Here is a 16603-nt window from a genome sequence, read left to right on the forward strand (position 1 = left end):
GCTGCCATGGTATGTCGCCGCTTGGCTGGTGAGTCTCGATAGGCCATCGCTAGACGACAATGCGCCGGAGCCTCACGTAGCCAATCACGTGATAAGGAGGGCTCGACCATGGGATTAGGAACGCTGAACATCTGGGTCAGTGACGTTGCTGACCCCTGCGGAACATGGTCAGGGGATGGAAGGATGACGATCTTCGATTGCAACGGCATCTTGGAATGGCGCTGCGGTCGCTTCCGAACGCCCGAAGGTGAGTGGAAAGAAGTGCCGAATGGTAGATATAAGGATCTACCCTTCCGATGCGGTCATCTGGAGGTCGAGGTTCCGCCCGGATGCTATTGGGTTGTCGCCGGGTATGTCGGTGCGCCGGGGCCGGTGATCCACCTCAACTACACTACTCACGTCGGCATTGTTCAGGTTGGCTGTGACGAAACCGCGTGTGTCAAAGTGTACAACCCCACGGTTCGGCTCTGCTGGGACTGGTTCCTGGTAGGCCTGCGCGTGCTGGCTACCAAAGGTCAGGCAGGCATCGATCCTGAGCGAGTCCGAGAGCTTGAAAATACGGTAGAGGAGATGCTGCGCAATGCTCCCCGTCTTCCGATCGAGCGGGTGCTTGAACGAGAGCTGGAGGATCTGGCCGAGTCGGCCAGGCGAAATCGTCCAGAATCAGCATAACGTGCGGTAGCTGATGCCGAAGTAGCACGGAAACCATCTCGTGCAATCATGGGGGACACTGCTGGTGTCCCTCATCGCGTGATTGGCTTAAGATCGCACTCACTGACAAGCATATTTGATGATCAAGAGCAGCCTGAGCGCCTCACGTGACAGTACGTGTCACAGCGCTGTGCTATACTCGACTACAACAATAAGATTATTGATAGAGGTACAGCGATGTGTGGTCGATATTCAAATGAAGGCACAAACGTAGAGCAGCTCGTCGAGCGCTTCGATGCCCAGCCAACGCTTGAATCGTTTGCGCCGAGCGCCAATATCAAGCCAACCCATACCGCGCCGGTCGTCATCGAGCACAAGGGCCAGCGCGAGCTACACGCGATGCAGTGGGGGCTGATTCCCGCGTGGGCCAAAGATCCCAAGATTGGCTATAAAACCTTCAACGCACGGGCCGAGACGATCGCCGAAAAACCGGCGTTCCGCCATGCCTTCAAGCACAAGCGCTGCCTTGTTCCTGCGCGTGCCTTCTACGAGTGGCTGACCGAAAACGGGCGCAAGGTGCCGTATAGCTTTTCGCTCGAAGAGAACGAGCTGTTTGCGTTTGCCGGGCTGTATGACGTATGGAAGACGCCGAGCGGGGAGCCGCTGTACACCTACACTATTATCACGACCACGCCGAACGAGCTTGTTGAAAAGGTTCATAACCGCATGCCGGTGATGCTGTCGCCCGACGCCGAGGCCGTGTGGTTAGATCCCAACGCTGCTGATCCGGACCGCCTGCAAGCGCTGCTGGTGCCGTATGACGCCTCGCTGATGGCCGTGCAGCGCTACGAGGGCACGCTCTAAACAGACACCGCCCCTGATCGGCGTGGCGTGTCCAGGGGCAGTGTCGCATTAATGATCCGCGATGTGCTGCGCTCGTCGTTCTTCCTCTAAGCGCTGGCTCATCTACGCGCCGGGCTTCGTCGCGCGAACGAAGGTGCTCGCAAAGCGGCTGACGATCTGCTCGGCCCGCTCATTACCCAGACGTGCCACCCACTGCGGCAGCGGCTGCGGCAGATCGCTGGTGCTGTAGCGCCGCGTAACCTCCAGCTCGACCTGCTCGAAGCCAGCCGCCGCCAGCCCCGCGCGATACTCGGCGTCGGTCAGCGCGCCCGCGATGCAGCCCGCCCATGACGAGAGATCGCGCCGGAGCTCCCCAGTGTCGACCAGATCGGCTGGCAGCCCGCCGTGGATCACAATGTCGGAGACGGCGAAGCGACCGCCGGGCTTGAGCACCCGAAACGCCTCGCGCAGAACCGGCGCTTTGTCGGCAGCCAGGTTGATCACGCAGTTCGAGATGATCACGTCGACGCTGTTGTCGGGCAGCGGGATTGCCGCGATGTCGCCCTTGAGAAACTCGACATTTTGCACGCCGGACTCCGCCGCATTGCGCCGGGCAAGCTCCAACATCTCGTCGGTCATGTCCAGGCCATAGGCAAAGCCCGTAGAGCCCACACGTCGCGCCGAGAGCAGCACGTCGATCCCGCCGCCGCTGCCCAGATCCAGCACTACCTCGCCCGCATGCAGCTCAGCCAGCGCGGTCGGGTTGCCGCAGCCCAGCGAGGCCAGCGCCGCCTTGAGCGGCAGACCCTCAAGCTCGGCGGTAGCGTAGAGGCCCTGCGAGATCGTATTGTCGGCGCTGCCGCCGCAGCAGCTTGCGCCGCAGCAGCTACTCGTGCTCTCGCTGCTCTGGGACACTGCGCTATCGCCGCAGCAGCTTGTGCCGCAGCAGCTACTCGTGCTCTCGCTGCCCTGGAGCACTTCGGCGGCGATCGAGCCATAGCGGGCGCGGACGGCTTCGGTGATCGTCTGATTTTCGGTGGACATAGCTTCCTCCTTGGTGAATGGCTTCACTAGCAGATGAGACGGAACGACAAACGGTGAGAAGTAAACGGGCCGACGAGTGGTAACTACTCAGCAGGCGCAGTGGACATAGGCCGGAGCTTTTGCTTGCCGCCGCGATTGCAGCCATGTGCCGATCCAGGCGAACAGGCTCACGTGATACCACGCGCCTGCTGCCGCGCCGACGTACGCTGGCACCTCCGTGCCGTGTCGTGCAGGGCGGTTTCGTGCCTTTCGCTCAGCACCATCAGTTCCAGTTGCAGCGGACTCATGATTGCCTCCCGGCTATATCGAAATTTATCAATATATGCACCAAAAAAAGGACACGTTATCGCGCACAGTTTAGCGCAACGTGTCCAGCAGCGCGTGAATCTCGGCCAGGCGCTCGCGTTGAACGAAGTAGTAGACCCACAAGCCCTGCTTCTCACAGTCCACCAGCCCGGCATCGCGCAGCACCCGCAGATGATGCGAGATCGTCGGCTGCTTGGGCCGCTGCCCCGTCTGCGGGTCTGGTAGCCCAACCACGCCCTCGAAATCGCAGACACAGACCTTCCCGGTATGCTGCACGAGAATATCGAGGATCTGTAGGCGCGTCGGGTCGGCCAGGGCTTTGAAGAGATCCGCCGCCGTTTTCGCCGCCGCGTCGTCCAGCCGAGATGTTACAACCGTGCAGCAGCCCTGCCCCGTCTGTCGCTTTGGCTCTAAGATGATTGTTTCAGCCGTTGCCATGATTTCTCTCCTTCGTGGAGAGGATACACCTTATATCGATGTCTGTCAATACGCTACGTGATAAGCATACACCTTATATCGATGTTTGTCAATACGCCTTAAGCTGAATGCGCCGCCCGCGTATGCAGACGGCGCTGATCTTCGATCGCCACAGTTATGGCTAACCGTTTTGAGTCTGCGGCAAGGTAGCAAGCCACTCCCGAATGCGCGCGGCAATTGCATCGCGCACCTCACGATACGCCGCAAGCTGCTGCGCCTCCGTCCCCGTAGCGCGCGACGGATCGGGAAAGCTCCAGTGGAGCCGGTGGGCGGCGCCGGGAAAGATCGGACAGGACTCATTGGCCTGATCGCAGACCGTGATCACGTAATCGAAAGGCTGCCGAAGATACCCGGTGAGCACCTCCGAGCGCTGCCCGCTGATGTCCAGCCCCAGCTCGGCCATCGCTTTGATCGCCAGAGGCCGCACATGTGTCGCCTCGGTTCCGGCGCTGAAGACCTCGAAACCAGGCCCGCCGATCGCGCGGAGCAGCCCCTCCGCCATCTGGGAGCGGGCCGAATTATGCGTACACAGGAAGAGAACTCGCGGCATGATCACCCTCTTTAGGCTATGCGTGCGGCTCAAGCGCTGTCGTCCAGCCGATCCAGCAGCGCGTTCCAGATCTTCATGCGCTGCTCGTCGCCGCCGACATCGGGATGATGCAGGCGAGCCATTGCCTTGCGAATCGCCTTAGCCTCGTGCGATGTAATGTCGAGATCCAGAAAGCTGAGGTTGATGCTCGGCGCCACGCGCGCGGAGCGTTTGAGCCGCTCCAGCTCATGCGTCAGGACCGCGTTTTCGCGGGCGATCTCGACCATATTCCTGACGGTCTTCGTGTATGCCTCGGATGTCTCTGCGTGACGCGCCTGTTCTTTCGCCAGCTCGCGTGTCAACCGACGGATCGTGGTCTGTGCTTCGGCAAGCTGTCGTTGCAGTTCGCTCACCGATCGCGGCGGCTCCTGCTCGGCCAGGCGAGACGTCGGACCAGGATCACGAGATGGAGGGTGCGATGACATCAAGCTTCTCCTTAAAGGCTAACAGTCGCGGCGCAGGTACTCTGTATTATACCGCTTGCATCAAGCCCCAACACGAGCACATGCTGTGATATTGAACCGATCCGGCGGCGCGTCTGCTCACGAAACCGTTACGGGATCGGCCCCCGTCGCAGTGCGCTGCTCGACGACGGCAGCGTAGCGGCGCTGCAAATACAAGCCCTCGACGCCGATCGCCACGAGCACCGCCACCGCTGCGACCACGATTCCCGGCAGTTGCAGCGCGACGCCAGCCGCCAGCAGCGCGCCGTTGACCGCCAGGTTAATACCCATCCCGCGATACACGCTGCTCGTGGTTCCTGCCGCCACCAGCAGGCCGCGCAGCCAACTGGTCAGCGCCGTCAGCCCCGGCAGCAGGATCAGAACTTGCAGCCCCGTCCGCACGTAGCTCCATAAGCCTGTATCCAGCGTGATCACCTCGCGCAGATAGACGCTCAGCAGCGGAGTGAACGCCAGCCCCACGGCGGCAAGCGACGTGACCGCCGCCACGATCAGCGTAAACTCACGCAGCGGTCGGTGGGCGCGCTGATCGGCGGCCTGAGCGATCGTCGTCTCTTGCAGCGCCATGCCCCAGCCACGCAGCACCAGCGTCGCCGAAAAGAGCACCGGCCAGGTCGCCAGCGTCTCGGTTGGATGTGGCAGACGGGCCAGGGCCGCCGCCGTGAGCGGCTGAACCACCAGCGTCAGCAGCGAGGTCGCCGCGAGCGGCACATGGAAGCGCAGGATCGCGCCCAGCGTAAGCGGCTGCTCGGTCATCTCGCGGCTGGCATACGCGCGCCGCACGATCGGCAGCGCCAACAGATGAGTCGCCAGCGCCTCGGAGAGCACGCCCGCCATCAGCGCGCACGCTCCTACCTGCGCCCCCGGCAGGCCACCCCAGATCACCAGCCCCACCGCTGTGCCGATCGCGCAGACCAGGCGGATCGCGGTGCCGTAGCTGACGCGAGTCGTCATGTCGTGGCGGATCAGAATGCCCTGGTAAAAGCGCCGCCAGCCGATCGCCGCCGTCCACAGCAGCATGATCCGCAGAGCAGGCCGCGCCGCAGTGCCGATCGAGGTGGGAATACCGAGCATGCCGCCGACGATCAGATCGTAGAGCGGCGTCCAGGCCACCAGCGCGGTCAGCGCCGTGAGCGCCAGATTGAGCCAGATCAAAAACGTCCGCAGCGCGCGGTACGACTGAGCATCGCGCGCCAGGGCGATTGATGTCGAGATCAGCATGATCACCGGGCTTTCGATGATCAGCGAGATCGAGAGCACCAGCCCGAACGCTGCCAGATTGAGCGCCGCGTCGTCGAGGCGCGCAATCGCCGCCTGCACCGCCGGACCTTCGAGCATCATCAGCGTAAACGACACGGCCAGCGGCAGCCAGAGCCAAAAGATTCGGCGGCGGCTCATCGGCGATCCCTCCGATCGCTTGGTTGAGCACCCCGGTACGATCTATGAACGTGCGTGGATCGCATCTTGTCATCCTTTGTCTTGCCGTCGAGCGGCGCGCTTGCCGACTCACAAAAGAAGTATTGTACGCTAAAATCAGGGCGCTGGCTGGACATTGAGCATACAGCCTGACACAACACAAGAAAGGCAGCGCTTTTGACAGCACCATCCGCCGCGTTTCGCGCCTCGGCCCGTCTGATGACTCGGCTGGCCCATAAGTTCCGGCTGATCGAGCAGGCCGTTCCGCTGCCCCAGAGCGGGATCACCTACGGCATCTTTCAGCCCGCGACCTTCGATCGGCTGCTGACCGCCGCCGCCCGCGATCCTGAGCAGCAGCTTCCCTACTGGGCGACGATCTGGCCCAGCGGCATCGCGCTGGCCGATCTCCTGTTGCAGCACAGGAGGCAGCTCGCGGGGCGGCGCGTGCTTGAGCTTGGCAGCGGCCTGGGCGTCACCGCCGCCGCCGCGCTTGCCGCAGGCGCGCAGATCCACGTCACGGACTACTCGCCGGAAACGCTGCTGCTGTGCCGCCTGAACACACTGCGCAACGTCGGCCTTGCGCCTCAGACACTCCGCATCAACTGGCGACAGCCCTCGCCGCCGCTCCTGGCGCTCGCTCGTCCGCGCCTGCCGATCATCCTGGCCGCCGATGTGCTCTACGAGAAGCGCGATGTCCAGCCGCTGCTGAGCCTGGTCGAGCAGCTTTTAGCGCCCGACGGCGTGCTCTGGCTGGCGGAGCCGGGACGACCGCCCGCGCAGCACTTTGTCGAGACGGCGCTCGCCAGCGGATGGCGCGACAAGCTGACACAGCATGTCGGCCCCTGGCCGGACCCGGAAGACGCCGATGTCGTGGTGAATGTCCATCGTCTGCAACGGTAGTACAATGAAGAACAAAGAACAAAACATATGTGGTTTAAAGTTCGGAGTTTCGAGTTCAAAGTTCAAAGTTCAAAGTTCAAAGTTTTGAGTTTCGAGTTTTCTCGCTTCTCCCTTTGTTCTTTGTTCTCTGTTCTATGATAGGAGGCAGGAGATGCAATACCGCACGTTCGGGCGACTCGGCTGGCAGGTGAGTGAGATCGGCTATGGCATGTGGGGCATGGGCGGCTGGACCGGCTCCGACGATGATCAGTCGATGGCCGCGCTCGATGAGGCCGTCGCGCTTGGCTGCAATTTCTTCGATACAGCCTGGGGCTATGGCGAAGGCCACAGCGAGCGGCTGCTAGGCGAGCTTGTCAGCAGCCACCCCGACAAGCGGCTGTACATCGCCACCAAGATCCCGCCCAAGAACTTTATCTGGCCCTCGCGGCGCGGCTTCAAGCTGGCCGAAACATTCCCGCCCGATCATATTCGGGAGTACACCGAGAAAAGCCTGACCAACCTGGGCGTCGGTCGCATCGACCTGATGCAGTTCCACGTCTGGGAGGATGCCTGGTCGCAGGATGATCGCTGGCAGCGCACGGTGGAAGACCTCAAGCACGAGGGGCTGATCGGCGGCATCGGCATCAGCATCAACCGCTGGGAGCCGTGGAACGCCCTCGATACACTGCGCACCGGCATGATCGACGCGGTGCAGGTGATCTACAACATCTTCGACCAAGCGCCTGAGGACGAGCTATTCCCGCTCTGCGATCAACTGCAAATCGCCGTGATCGCGCGCGTGCCCTTCGATGAGGGCTCGCTGACAGGCACCCTGACCAAAGAGGCGCGCTGGCCTGAGGGCGACTGGCGCAACAGCTACTTCGTGCCCGAAAACCTCGCGGCCAGCGTCGATCGGGCCGATGCGCTCAAGCCGCTGATCCCCGCAGGCATGACCATGCCGGAGTTCGCGCTGCGCTTTATCTTGAGCAACCCGACTGTCAGCACGATTATTCCGGGCATGCGCAAGCTCAACCATGTCCGCTCCAACATCGCCGCCAGCGACCGCAAGCGATTGCCCGCCGAGCTGCTCGAACAGCTACGCGCGCACCGCTGGGATCGCGTCCCGACGGAGTGGTCGCAGTAGCACGCGCCCATCCAGCGCGGCGGCAGGGCACGTCGCTGGCGTGCCCCTCCGAATCGTCGATGGCTCAATCAAGCTGACAGGCGCTATAGCGCGTGCCCTACATCGACCGGCGCTCATTGGCCCGGCGAGAGCTGCGACGATCCGATAAGCTGCACGGCCTCTGCCGCACAGCCCCACGATAGCGTGACGCCTGCGCCGCCGTGACCGTAGTTATGGATACAGCAGGTGCCGTTCGGAAAATCCTCGCGCTCCAGCCGAATCGCCGGGCGACCAGGGCGCAGGCCAACCTTATGCTCCAGAATCGGCGCGTCGGCGAGACGCGGCTCAAGCGCCGCGCACCGTCGCACAATCGCCGCCGCCACCGCCGGATCTGGCTGCATATCCCACACGCCGTCCACCGCCGTACCGCCCAGAATGCAATCCTTCGTGCGCGGCACGATGTAGGTAATACCTTCGGGATTGTCCTCGTCGAGCCAGGTGCGCTCGATGCCGGGATTCTCTACGCGCACGATCTGGCCGCGAATCGGCACGAGCTGTGTGTCGTGGACCAGCGAGTACGAGCCGAGGCCGGTGCAGTTGAATACAACGGGATAGATCCCTGTGGCCTCGGAGAGCGTATGCACCATCCGCAGATCAATCGTTCCACCGCCCAGCGTAAAGCGATCCATGAGATAGCGCAGATAGACCGGCATTTCAATCACCGGCGTCGTAAACATCAGGCCGTCGACGTAGCCGGGCGGCAGCTCCTCAGGCACGCACCGCCGCAGATCAGGCACCACGTCGCGCCACCAGGGATCGGGCAGCGGCGTGCGCGACACCTCGATGTTCTCGCGCATCTGGACGCCAGTTGCCGAGTTGCGCGCAAACGTCTGGAACACGGCATAGGTCAGGCCACCCCATTGCAGCACCCGATCTTCAGGATAGGCCTTGTATGGATACCAGATCGCGGCGGCGACGCTTGAGGTCGTATCGGGCGGCAGTGCAGCGGTCCAGATCTTGACACGCCAGCCTGCCTCTTGCAGACAGATCGCCGTGGATAGACCGCTCACGCCGCAGCCGATAACAAGTGCTTCCATGATAGGCTCCTGATGTGACTTAGTCGAGGCGCGCCTGTTCGAGCTTGCGCAGACCAAGCTGTAGACTCGTCGAGATGGCAGCTTTGCCGCCGGTACGCAGCCGCTGCTCTTCGCTGATCGCGGAGTTCAGCAATTGATAGTTATCGTGTGTCGATCCCAGCAGCCAGAGCCGCTCCTCCATATCGAGCGCGTGGCGCAGCGCGGGATCGCCCTGAGTGTAGCCAGCGGTATAGCCCTCGGCAATCGCGGCCATAATCGCCGCATGACGCTTGAACTCGTGCCGCGCGTAGCGGGGCGCGTCGCCGAGCGCTGGCAGCAAGAAGGTATAGCAGAACCGAAACCAGCTCGCGTAGCGCGTCGGGCGATGCAGCAGCGGCACGGGATCGACCAGCCCCAGCGCGCCATCGGCCTTGATCAGCAGGTTTTCGGGCGTAATATCGCGGTTCACCAGCGCGATCGGCTCGTCGAACCCTCCGCGCCATTCCAGCGCGTGCTCGACCGCGCGCCGCACTCTGGCGCGGTCGAAGTGGAGGTCGGATGCGAGCACGCGCTCCAACTGCTCTTGTATACGAAGAACCTCGGCCTGTCTGATCGCCGCTCGATCGCCCTGCTCCTGACCTGCCACTCGTCCATCGCGCCAGCCAAGCAGGCCGAAGCCGTCGAGGGCCGGATCGATCGCGTGCATCGCGCGAAAGAAATCGCCTACCCGCCGACCATAGGCCAGGGCAGCGCCGGTCGTGAGCGACGACAGATCGATCGACGCGCCCGCGTACGACTCGATCGTGCAGATCAGATCGGGCGCGATATGATACGTGTAGATCGCCGGGCAGACGCCGGGACGGCACCTATGCGCCTGAGCATAGTACACCCCGACCGGCGCGTACTCTTCGTGGAGCGCCTGGGCGTCGAAGGCTTCCTGCCGCCCGTAGATCACCTGTTTGCGCAAGCGAATCACGAGCTGCTCGCCGTCGGCAAGTGTCACCAGATAGGCATCGTGCCACGCGCCCGCGCCGACCTGACGGTACGACGACGGCGACTGGAGCGGCGGAAAGCCGCAGCAGCGGAGCGCGCGATCGAGCTGTGCGGGGAGATCCATCGCTTCGCCTAGCCTACTAAAATACGCTCCTCAGGATAGCTGATCGGCGAGGGACGCTGCGTGCGCGCCATCGCCACGACGATCGTGAGCGGCCCCAGACGGCCCCAGATCATCAGCAGCGCGACGACCAGCCGCCCAAATCCGTCGAGGCTGCCGGTCAGGCCCAGGCTAAATCCGCAGGTAGCAAACGCCGATACCGCCTCGAAGAGCGCAGCCTCGAGCGCCGCGCCCTGCGTCACCATCAGCAGCCATGCGCCCGAACCGACGACCGCCGTCGAGACGAACAGGATCGCGACCGCCTTGTGGATCGAGTCGCGTGAGATCGCCCGCCTGCCGATGCGAATCTCGTCGGCGCCGCGCACGTAGGCCACCGCCGCCAGCATCAGCACGCCAAAGGTGCCCGTGGTGATGCCGCCCGCCGTGGAAGCCGGAGAGCCGCCGATGAACATCAGCGCCAGCAGCGTCAGCACGCTCGCGGGAGCCAGCGACTCGATCGGCTGCACGTTGAAGCCCGATGTGCGGCTGGCGATCACGTGAAATAGCGCCAGCAGCAGCCGATGCATCGGCGGCTCGGACGAGAAGGCGGTGTCGCCCTGGCTTTCGCTGATCACGACCAGCGCGGTGCCCGCCACGGTCAGAATCGTCCAGAGGCTCAGCGTCAGCTTGGTATGCAGCGTGAACTTGGGATGCGTCCGCCAGTTCAGCACGTCGGCGATCACCGGAATGCCGATACTGCCCAGCGCGATCAGCAGTGCGATCACCAGCAGCGTGTACCAGTCGTTGGGAAACGGATTGGTCGCCACGCCCACGCCGCCGCCAAACAGATCGAAGCTGGCATTACAGAATGCCGAGACACTGTGAAACAACGCCAGGAAGAACGCGCGTCCAGCGCCGAAGCGACCGGCCCAGCTCGACCACAGCAGCAGCGTGCCCAGCGCCTCGATCGCCAGCACGCCCAGCAGCACTCGCCGCGCCAGCTGGACGATCGCCCACAGATCGACCACGCCCAGCGAGTCGCGCAGCGCCACGCGCTCGGCAAAGGTGATGCGCCGTCCCAGCAGGCGGAAGACCGTGACTGCCAGCACGACGAAGCCGATCGCGCCGAGCTGCATCAGCACCAGCAGCACAAGCTGACCGAAGAGCGTCAGATCGCGGCTCGGCTGGATCACCGATAGCCCGGTGGTGGTCAGCGCCGAGACAGCGGTGAAGGCCGCCTCGCTCAGCGTCAGCGGACGGCGCGCGCCCGACCACGGCAGCGCCAGCAGGGCCGTGCCGCTGCCGATCAAGACCAGTAGGCCCAGGATCAGGCGTACCGCAGGGCGCGGCACATGCCGGGCGAGCGAGCGAGCATTCATGCGCGCCTGGGAGATTGCTGGACGCCAAACGCGCGCAGCCGCTCGTCGGTGCCGACGACGATCAGATGATCGCCAAACTCCAGCCGGTCGTCGGCACCCGGCGCGACGACCAGATCGGTGCCGCGCCGGATCGCGATCACCAGCGTGCCATGCTTGCGGCGAATATCGAGCTGGCCGATCGTCTGCCCAACCCACGCATCGTGTACCAGCCGCTCGCCCGCCGATACGCCGGTCTGATCGCGTATCACCTGGCTGATCCCAGGCGCGAGCAGATGCGCGGCCAGCCGCTCGCCCGCCTCCTGCTCCGGCAGCACCACCTCGTCCGCGCCGATCTTGAGCAGGATCTCGGCCTGCCGCCGGGTGAGCGCCTTGGCGACGATGTGGCGCACGTTGAGATGCTTGAGCGCCAGGGTTGCCAGCAGGCTGCTTTCGAGATCGCCGATCGCCACAACCACGCCGTCGAAGTCGCTGATGCCCAGCAGCCGCAGCGCCTGGTCATCGCAGGCATCGGCTCTCACTACGTCGGTCAGCTGATCGGCTAGCTCCTGAACGATCTCCTGATCGGCGTCGACACCGACGACGGTACAGCCTGCCTCGGCCAGGCCCAGCGCCACGCCCGTCCCAAAGCGCCCCAACCCGATCACCGCAAACTCGCGCGCCATAGCACCTCCGCCAACACACCTCGGTCGCGCAGGATACGATAGGGCGTGTCCGGCTTGCTGTCAAGCGGCGATCCGGGATAGTGTGGGCAGGGAAGATCCTATCTTACCGTCGGCGTAATTCCCAGCGCGCTACTTGACCCCGCACCCCGGCATCGCGCAGTTGGCGCGTGACGAACGCGCGAGCCTGCCGCACCCGGCGCTGCTGTACGGCAGCCGTAATGTCCGCTCCCGCGATCACCCGCCCATCGCGCTCGATCAGGCCCAGGCCCCGCCACCACAGCCGACGCTCCAGCACGTCGACATCGGTTCCGGCGGGCAGCGCCACACCCAGCACGACCGGGCTCCATGATTGTGGATGGTACACGCCCCGCGCCGACGGCGTGCAGAGCCGCCCGACGCCGACGAGGATATGCAGCGCCTGCTGGCTCCAATGGTTGAGCACAGCCCACCGCGATGGCGGCTGTTTTGCCCGTTTCCGCGCTGGCTGTTCTATCGCCCGCATACTCACCGATCCAGTTTCTATCACTTGGTTCTGAGTTCCGAGCTTCGAGTTCTCGGTTCCTTAGTTCTTGGTTCTTTGCTTGGTTAAGTGTAGCAGACCGTGCGCCGCTTGTCGAACAGGTGTTTTCCTTTGAAAGAGATGAGGCCTGGCAGTGGAGAAGCCAAGTGATGGTGTTGCGATGATCGCAGCAGGCGCTACGGCAGCAGGTGCGTGATCATCATCCTGGCGTCTGGCACCGCCAGTGGCGCAATCAAGCCGCCACGGGTCAGCGCTACCGATGACCCGCTGAGCGATTAAGGAAAGCATACAAGATCACCAACGGAATTTTCCCCAAAAACCCGCCCATTAGCAGCTTCTCGTGTGTTGCAACTCCTCAACGAAGGAGAGTGATAGATTTTCTTACGGATGTTCCCTTTCTCGTATAGTGGATCTGTTCGACGTTGTGTATAACCAGCATGTGAGTACGAGCACTTGGCAGCACTTCAAGCAAGGAGACTACGATGATTACGTTTACTGTCGGCACGTATGAGGTGATGGAGTTCGCGGGATCGGGCCAGCCCGTACGAGTGTACATAAATGACGACACCAATGTCTATCGCGGATACATCGAATTCATCAAAGACTACGCGGGCGCGCAGCGGTTCGTCGTGTGGCCCAACGGCATCATCAACGCTTTCATGCCCCTCGAAAAGCTGCATGTCACGCTCGACATTCTGCGGAACGAGGAGCCGGTCTTTTTCTCGGTCAACGAGCAGTATAACTGGGCCGCGCTGAAGACCGGCAGAGAGCCCACGGGCGAGGAAGAAACACCGTAGCCGCGCCCTTCGTCCGACCTGAAACCGCCCTGCAAAGCACACCACCGCCCGCAACCAGGACGGTGGTGTCTACGTGTCGAAAGCCGAGAGCGGCGCGTCAGGACCGCTGCTCCCGACCTGCGGTGCGTTGCAGCAGCGTGCCCCAGATCCCACGACGAAAGCTCAGCACCACCAGCACAAAGATCGCCCCCGTGATCACACCCCAGGCGTCCGTCCAGTTGGAAAGCCAGTCGCGCAGCAGCAGCACCAGCGCCGCTCCCACGATGCCGCCCCACAGCGTGCCGATGCCGCCCAAAATAGTCATCATCACCACCGTGCCCGATGTAGTCCAGTGAACGACCTCAAGCGCGGTAAAGCCGTGTCCCAGCGCAAAGAGTCCACCGGCCAGCCCGGAGAGGCCCGCCGAGATCAGAAAAACAATCAGCTTGTAGCGGTCGGTGGGGTAGCCCAGCGCCCTGGCGCGCGCCTCGTTGTCCCGAATCGCCACCAGCACATGGCCGAACGGCGAATGCACCACGCGGAAGGTGAGCCAAAAGCCCAGCAGCACCAGCGGCAGCACCGCATAGTAGAAGATCGTCGGGTCAGAGAGGTTGAGGCCCCACAGGGTGCGCGGAATACCTTGCAGCCCATTCTCGCCGCCGGTGACACCGCGCCACTGATTGACGATGTAGAAGATCATCTGGGCAAACGCGAGCGTCACCATCGAGAAATAGATCCCGGTGCGGCGGATCGAAAGATAGCCGATCGGCAGCGCCAGCAGCACCGCCACGACCATCCCGCTCAGCGCTGCCAGCGGAAACGGGAGGCCCCACTGCTTGGCGGCGATCCCGGCGGCATAGGCCGCGCTGCCCCAGAACGCGGCGTGCCCGAACGACAGGAGGCCGCCGTAGCCCAGCAGCAGATTCAGCGCCAGCGCGAAAAGGCCCCAGAGCAGAATATCCAGCGCCAGGATCGGATACACAAGCTGAGGCAGCGCCAGCACAAAGATCAGCGCCGCTCCCAGCAGGCTACGCTGCATCGCCCGATTGCTCATGTTCCCTCCGGATTACCAAACAGTCCGGCTGGCCGCCAGAGCAGGACCACCGCCATCAGGATGAAGACGAGCGTATTCGCCAGCGACGGGTAGAAGACCGCGCCCAGCGTGGTGATGATGCCGATCAAGAAACCGGCCAGCACCGCGCCGAAGATCGAGCCTAGCCCGCCGATCACCACGACCGCAAAGACGACGATGATCAGATCGGAGCCCATCAGCGGCGATACGTTGCGCATCGGCGCGGCCAGCACGCCTGCCAGCGCGGCCAGCGCGATCCCGAAGCCGAAGACGGGTGTTACCCAGCGATCCACATTGATGCCGAGCGCGCGCGTCAGATCGGGCTTTTCGGTGGCGGCGCGCACAATCATACCAACCCGCGTGCGCGTGATCACATACCAGACCACCACGCAGATCGCGATGGCAAATACGATCGTGAACAGGCGATAGGTGGGGTAGGCGAAGAGGCCAAGGTTCACCGCCCCTTTGAGCGCGTCGGGCGTGCCGTAGGGCTGGCCCTGCACCCCGTAGCGCAGCCGCATCGCGTCTTGCAGCATCAGCGTCAGACCAAAGGCCAGCAGAAAATTATAGAGCGGGTCCAGCCGGTACAGCCGCCGAAACAGCAGCCGCTCCAGAATCATGCCCAGGATTCCCACGCCGAGCGGAGCCAGCAGCAGCGCCCACCAGAACCCGATCGCGGCCTCTTGCAGCAGAAAGTACGCGCCGAACGCGCCCAGCATGTAGAAGGCACCGTGCGCGAAGTTGACCACTCCCAGCATACCGAAGATCACCGCCAGACCCAGCGAGAGCAGCGCGTAGAAGCTGCCAGTCACCAGCCCGTTGAAGGTTTGTTGGAAGAAATAGCTCATACGTCGCCGCTTACCTCGCGATAGATGGCGTGAAACGTGATGCGCCCGCTGCGAGGCGCATCACGTCTCACACAATGCTCATCCCGAACGACTACTGCATCTTGCAGGTCGTCTCCGACACGGGCTTGAACGCCTCGGCAGCCGGGATCGTCCGCAAGATCTTCACGTAATCCCAGTCTTCCGTGACCTCGGCGGCGGGCTTGACCTGCGCCAGGTACACGTCGTGGATCACGCGGTGATCCTCAGCCCGAATGGTTGCGTTGCGGGCGAAGAAATCGTTGAATGAGAAGCCTTCCAACTGCTTGACCACATCGTCGGCGCTGTCGGAGCCTGCGCGGCGGATCGCCTCAAGGTACTGCATCGCCGCCGAGTAGTTGCCTGCGTGCGCAAACGAGGGGCGGCTCTGCGTCCGCTGCTGGAATCGGTCGGCCCAGTCACGCGCCTCTTTGTCCATATTCCAGTACCAGGCATCGGTATAGATCGTGCCGTTGAAGGCATCCGCGCCCAGTGCATGAATATCGGTGATGAACATCAGGCCCACGGCCAGCGTCACGCCCTGATTGCGCAAGCCGAACTCGTTGAACTGCTTGACCACGTTGACCAGATCGTTACCGGCCTGCATGGTGCCCAGCACCTCCGGCTTGGGATTGAGCGAGGGCGCTTTCAGCAGAAACGTCGAGAAGTCATCGTTGGGAAACGGCGTCGCATCGCTCTGGATCACCTTGCCGCCGTTACCCTCGATCGCGCTGCGGAAGCTCTTCTCCATGTCCTGCCCGAAGGCATAGTCAGGATACATGATGTACCAGTTCTTGCCGACATCTTTGGTGACAACCGCGCCGGTGCCGTTCGCCAGCATGTAGGTGTCGTAGGCGTAGTGGAAGGTGTACTTATTGCACTGATCGCCGGTGAGGGCGGTCGTCGCGGCGGTGATGTTGATGTGCAGCCGCTTCTTCTCCTTGGCGACGTTCGCCACCGCCAGCGCGGCAGAGGAGGTCGGCACGTCCAGAATCACGTCGGCGGCGCTGCGATCGTACATCTCCTGCGCTTTGGAGTTCGCCAGATCGGGCTTATTCTGGTGGTCGGCGCTGATCACCTCGATCGGACCGCCCAGCGCGCTCTCGCCGTACTTGGCCTTGAAGTCCTCGACCGCCATCTTGACGGCCTCGACGGAGTTATTGCCCGACAACTGGGCATAGACTCCAGACTGATCGTTCAGCACCGCCAGGACCACCTTGTTATCGGTCAGCGTGACCGGTCCCGCCGGAGCGGCAGCGGCGCTCCCCGACGGCGCGGCTGCCGCGCTCTCTGATGGTGATGCGGCGGCGCTCGGCTCCGCTGATGCCGCAGGACTCTGTGTGGTGCTGCCTGTGGGAGGGGCTGGCTGCCCG

At 63.2% G+C, this 16603-nt stretch carries 18 protein-coding genes; 5 read left to right on the forward strand and 13 right to left on the reverse strand.

Going from position 1 to position 16603, the window contains the following annotated elements:
- Positions 1–183 precede the first annotated feature (183 nt).
- Together VFZ66_01560 and VFZ66_01565 are read left to right on the forward strand one after the other, a co-directional pair.
- Entirely contained in the window at positions 184–672 is a 489-nt protein-coding gene (locus VFZ66_01560) for a hypothetical protein (GenBank protein HEX6287842.1), read from the forward strand.
- 216 nt (positions 673–888) lie between these two features.
- Entirely contained in the window at positions 889–1515 is a 627-nt protein-coding gene (locus VFZ66_01565; protein ID HEX6287843.1) for an SOS response-associated peptidase, read from the forward strand.
- 102 nt (positions 1516–1617) lie between these two features.
- Here the strand turns inward: VFZ66_01565 and arsM are convergent, their stop codons facing one another.
- The 5 genes from arsM to VFZ66_01590 all read right to left on the reverse strand — a co-directional run bounded on the left by arsM (position 1618) and on the right by VFZ66_01590 (position 5769).
- Positions 1618–2538: an arsenite methyltransferase gene (gene arsM, locus VFZ66_01570; protein HEX6287844.1), complete on the reverse strand. Its 921-nt coding sequence runs from the start codon at positions 2536–2538 to the stop codon at positions 1618–1620.
- 357 nt (positions 2539–2895) lie between these two features.
- Entirely contained in the window at positions 2896–3282 is a 387-nt protein-coding gene (locus tag VFZ66_01575) for a metalloregulator ArsR/SmtB family transcription factor (GenBank protein HEX6287845.1), read from the reverse strand.
- Between the two features lie 160 nt (positions 3283–3442).
- Entirely contained in the window at positions 3443–3871 is a 429-nt protein-coding gene (locus VFZ66_01580; GenBank protein HEX6287846.1) for an arsenate reductase ArsC, read from the reverse strand.
- Between the two features lie 29 nt (positions 3872–3900).
- Positions 3901–4263 carry a hypothetical protein gene (locus VFZ66_01585; GenBank protein HEX6287847.1) on the reverse strand — a complete coding sequence of 121 codons (363 nt, stop codon included), beginning with the start codon at positions 4261–4263 and terminating at the stop codon, positions 3901–3903.
- Positions 4264–4452: 189 nt separating this feature from the next.
- Entirely contained in the window at positions 4453–5769 is a 1317-nt protein-coding gene (locus VFZ66_01590) for a hypothetical protein (GenBank protein ID HEX6287848.1), read from the reverse strand.
- 195 nt (positions 5770–5964) lie between these two features.
- On the opposite strand from VFZ66_01590, the gene VFZ66_01595 reads away from it, so the two are divergent.
- Both VFZ66_01595 and VFZ66_01600 read left to right on the forward strand, forming a co-directional pair.
- Positions 5965–6687: a methyltransferase gene (locus tag VFZ66_01595; GenBank protein ID HEX6287849.1), complete on the forward strand. Its 723-nt coding sequence runs from the start codon at positions 5965–5967 to the stop codon at positions 6685–6687.
- Positions 6688–6838: 151 nt separating this feature from the next.
- Entirely contained in the window at positions 6839–7810 is a 972-nt protein-coding gene (locus tag VFZ66_01600) for an aldo/keto reductase (GenBank protein ID HEX6287850.1), read from the forward strand.
- A gap of 113 nt (positions 7811–7923) precedes the next feature.
- Here the strand turns inward: VFZ66_01600 and VFZ66_01605 are convergent, their stop codons facing one another.
- The 5 genes from VFZ66_01605 to VFZ66_01625 all read right to left on the reverse strand — a co-directional run bounded on the left by VFZ66_01605 (position 7924) and on the right by VFZ66_01625 (position 12501).
- Positions 7924–8886 carry an FAD-dependent oxidoreductase gene (locus VFZ66_01605; protein HEX6287851.1) on the reverse strand — a complete coding sequence of 321 codons (963 nt, stop codon included), beginning with the start codon at positions 8884–8886 and terminating at the stop codon, positions 7924–7926.
- Positions 8887–8905: 19 nt separating this feature from the next.
- Positions 8906–9982: a phosphotransferase gene (locus VFZ66_01610; protein ID HEX6287852.1), complete on the reverse strand. Its 1077-nt coding sequence runs from the start codon at positions 9980–9982 to the stop codon at positions 8906–8908.
- An 8-nt stretch (positions 9983–9990) separates the two neighbouring features.
- Entirely contained in the window at positions 9991–11337 is a 1347-nt protein-coding gene (locus VFZ66_01615) for a potassium transporter TrkG (protein HEX6287853.1), read from the reverse strand.
- Positions 11334–11999 (reverse strand): TrkA family potassium uptake protein, encoded by a 666-nt coding sequence (locus VFZ66_01620; protein ID HEX6287854.1) that lies wholly within the window; start codon positions 11997–11999, stop codon positions 11334–11336. The genes VFZ66_01615 and VFZ66_01620 overlap by 4 nt, the downstream gene beginning before the upstream one ends.
- Before the next feature lie 103 nt (positions 12000–12102).
- A complete protein-coding gene (locus VFZ66_01625) occupies positions 12103–12501 on the reverse strand; it encodes a hypothetical protein (protein ID HEX6287855.1) in 399 nt (132 codons plus the stop codon).
- Positions 12502–13001: 500 nt separating this feature from the next.
- Between VFZ66_01625 and VFZ66_01630 the strand changes: the two genes are divergently transcribed.
- Complete coding sequence (locus VFZ66_01630; protein ID HEX6287856.1) at positions 13002–13316, forward strand: hypothetical protein; 315 nt, start codon at positions 13002–13004, stop codon at positions 13314–13316.
- A gap of 97 nt (positions 13317–13413) precedes the next feature.
- Here VFZ66_01630 and VFZ66_01635 read toward each other — a convergent pair whose 3' ends face one another.
- From VFZ66_01635 to VFZ66_01645, 3 genes are all read right to left on the reverse strand, one after another.
- Positions 13414–14349, reverse strand: coding sequence for a branched-chain amino acid ABC transporter permease (locus VFZ66_01635; GenBank protein ID HEX6287857.1), 936 nt, complete (start codon positions 14347–14349; stop codon positions 13414–13416).
- On the reverse strand, positions 14346–15215 hold the full coding sequence (locus tag VFZ66_01640) for a branched-chain amino acid ABC transporter permease (protein ID HEX6287858.1): 870 nt from the start codon (positions 15213–15215) through the stop codon (positions 14346–14348). The genes VFZ66_01635 and VFZ66_01640 overlap by 4 nt, the downstream gene beginning before the upstream one ends.
- Before the next feature lie 91 nt (positions 15216–15306).
- Positions 15307–16603: ABC transporter substrate-binding protein (locus VFZ66_01645; GenBank protein ID HEX6287859.1), on the reverse strand; the 1297-nt coding region annotated here is incomplete at its 5' end.

Source organism: Herpetosiphonaceae bacterium (assembly GCA_036374795.1).
GTDB lineage: Bacteria > Chloroflexota > Chloroflexia > Chloroflexales > Kallotenuaceae > LB3-1.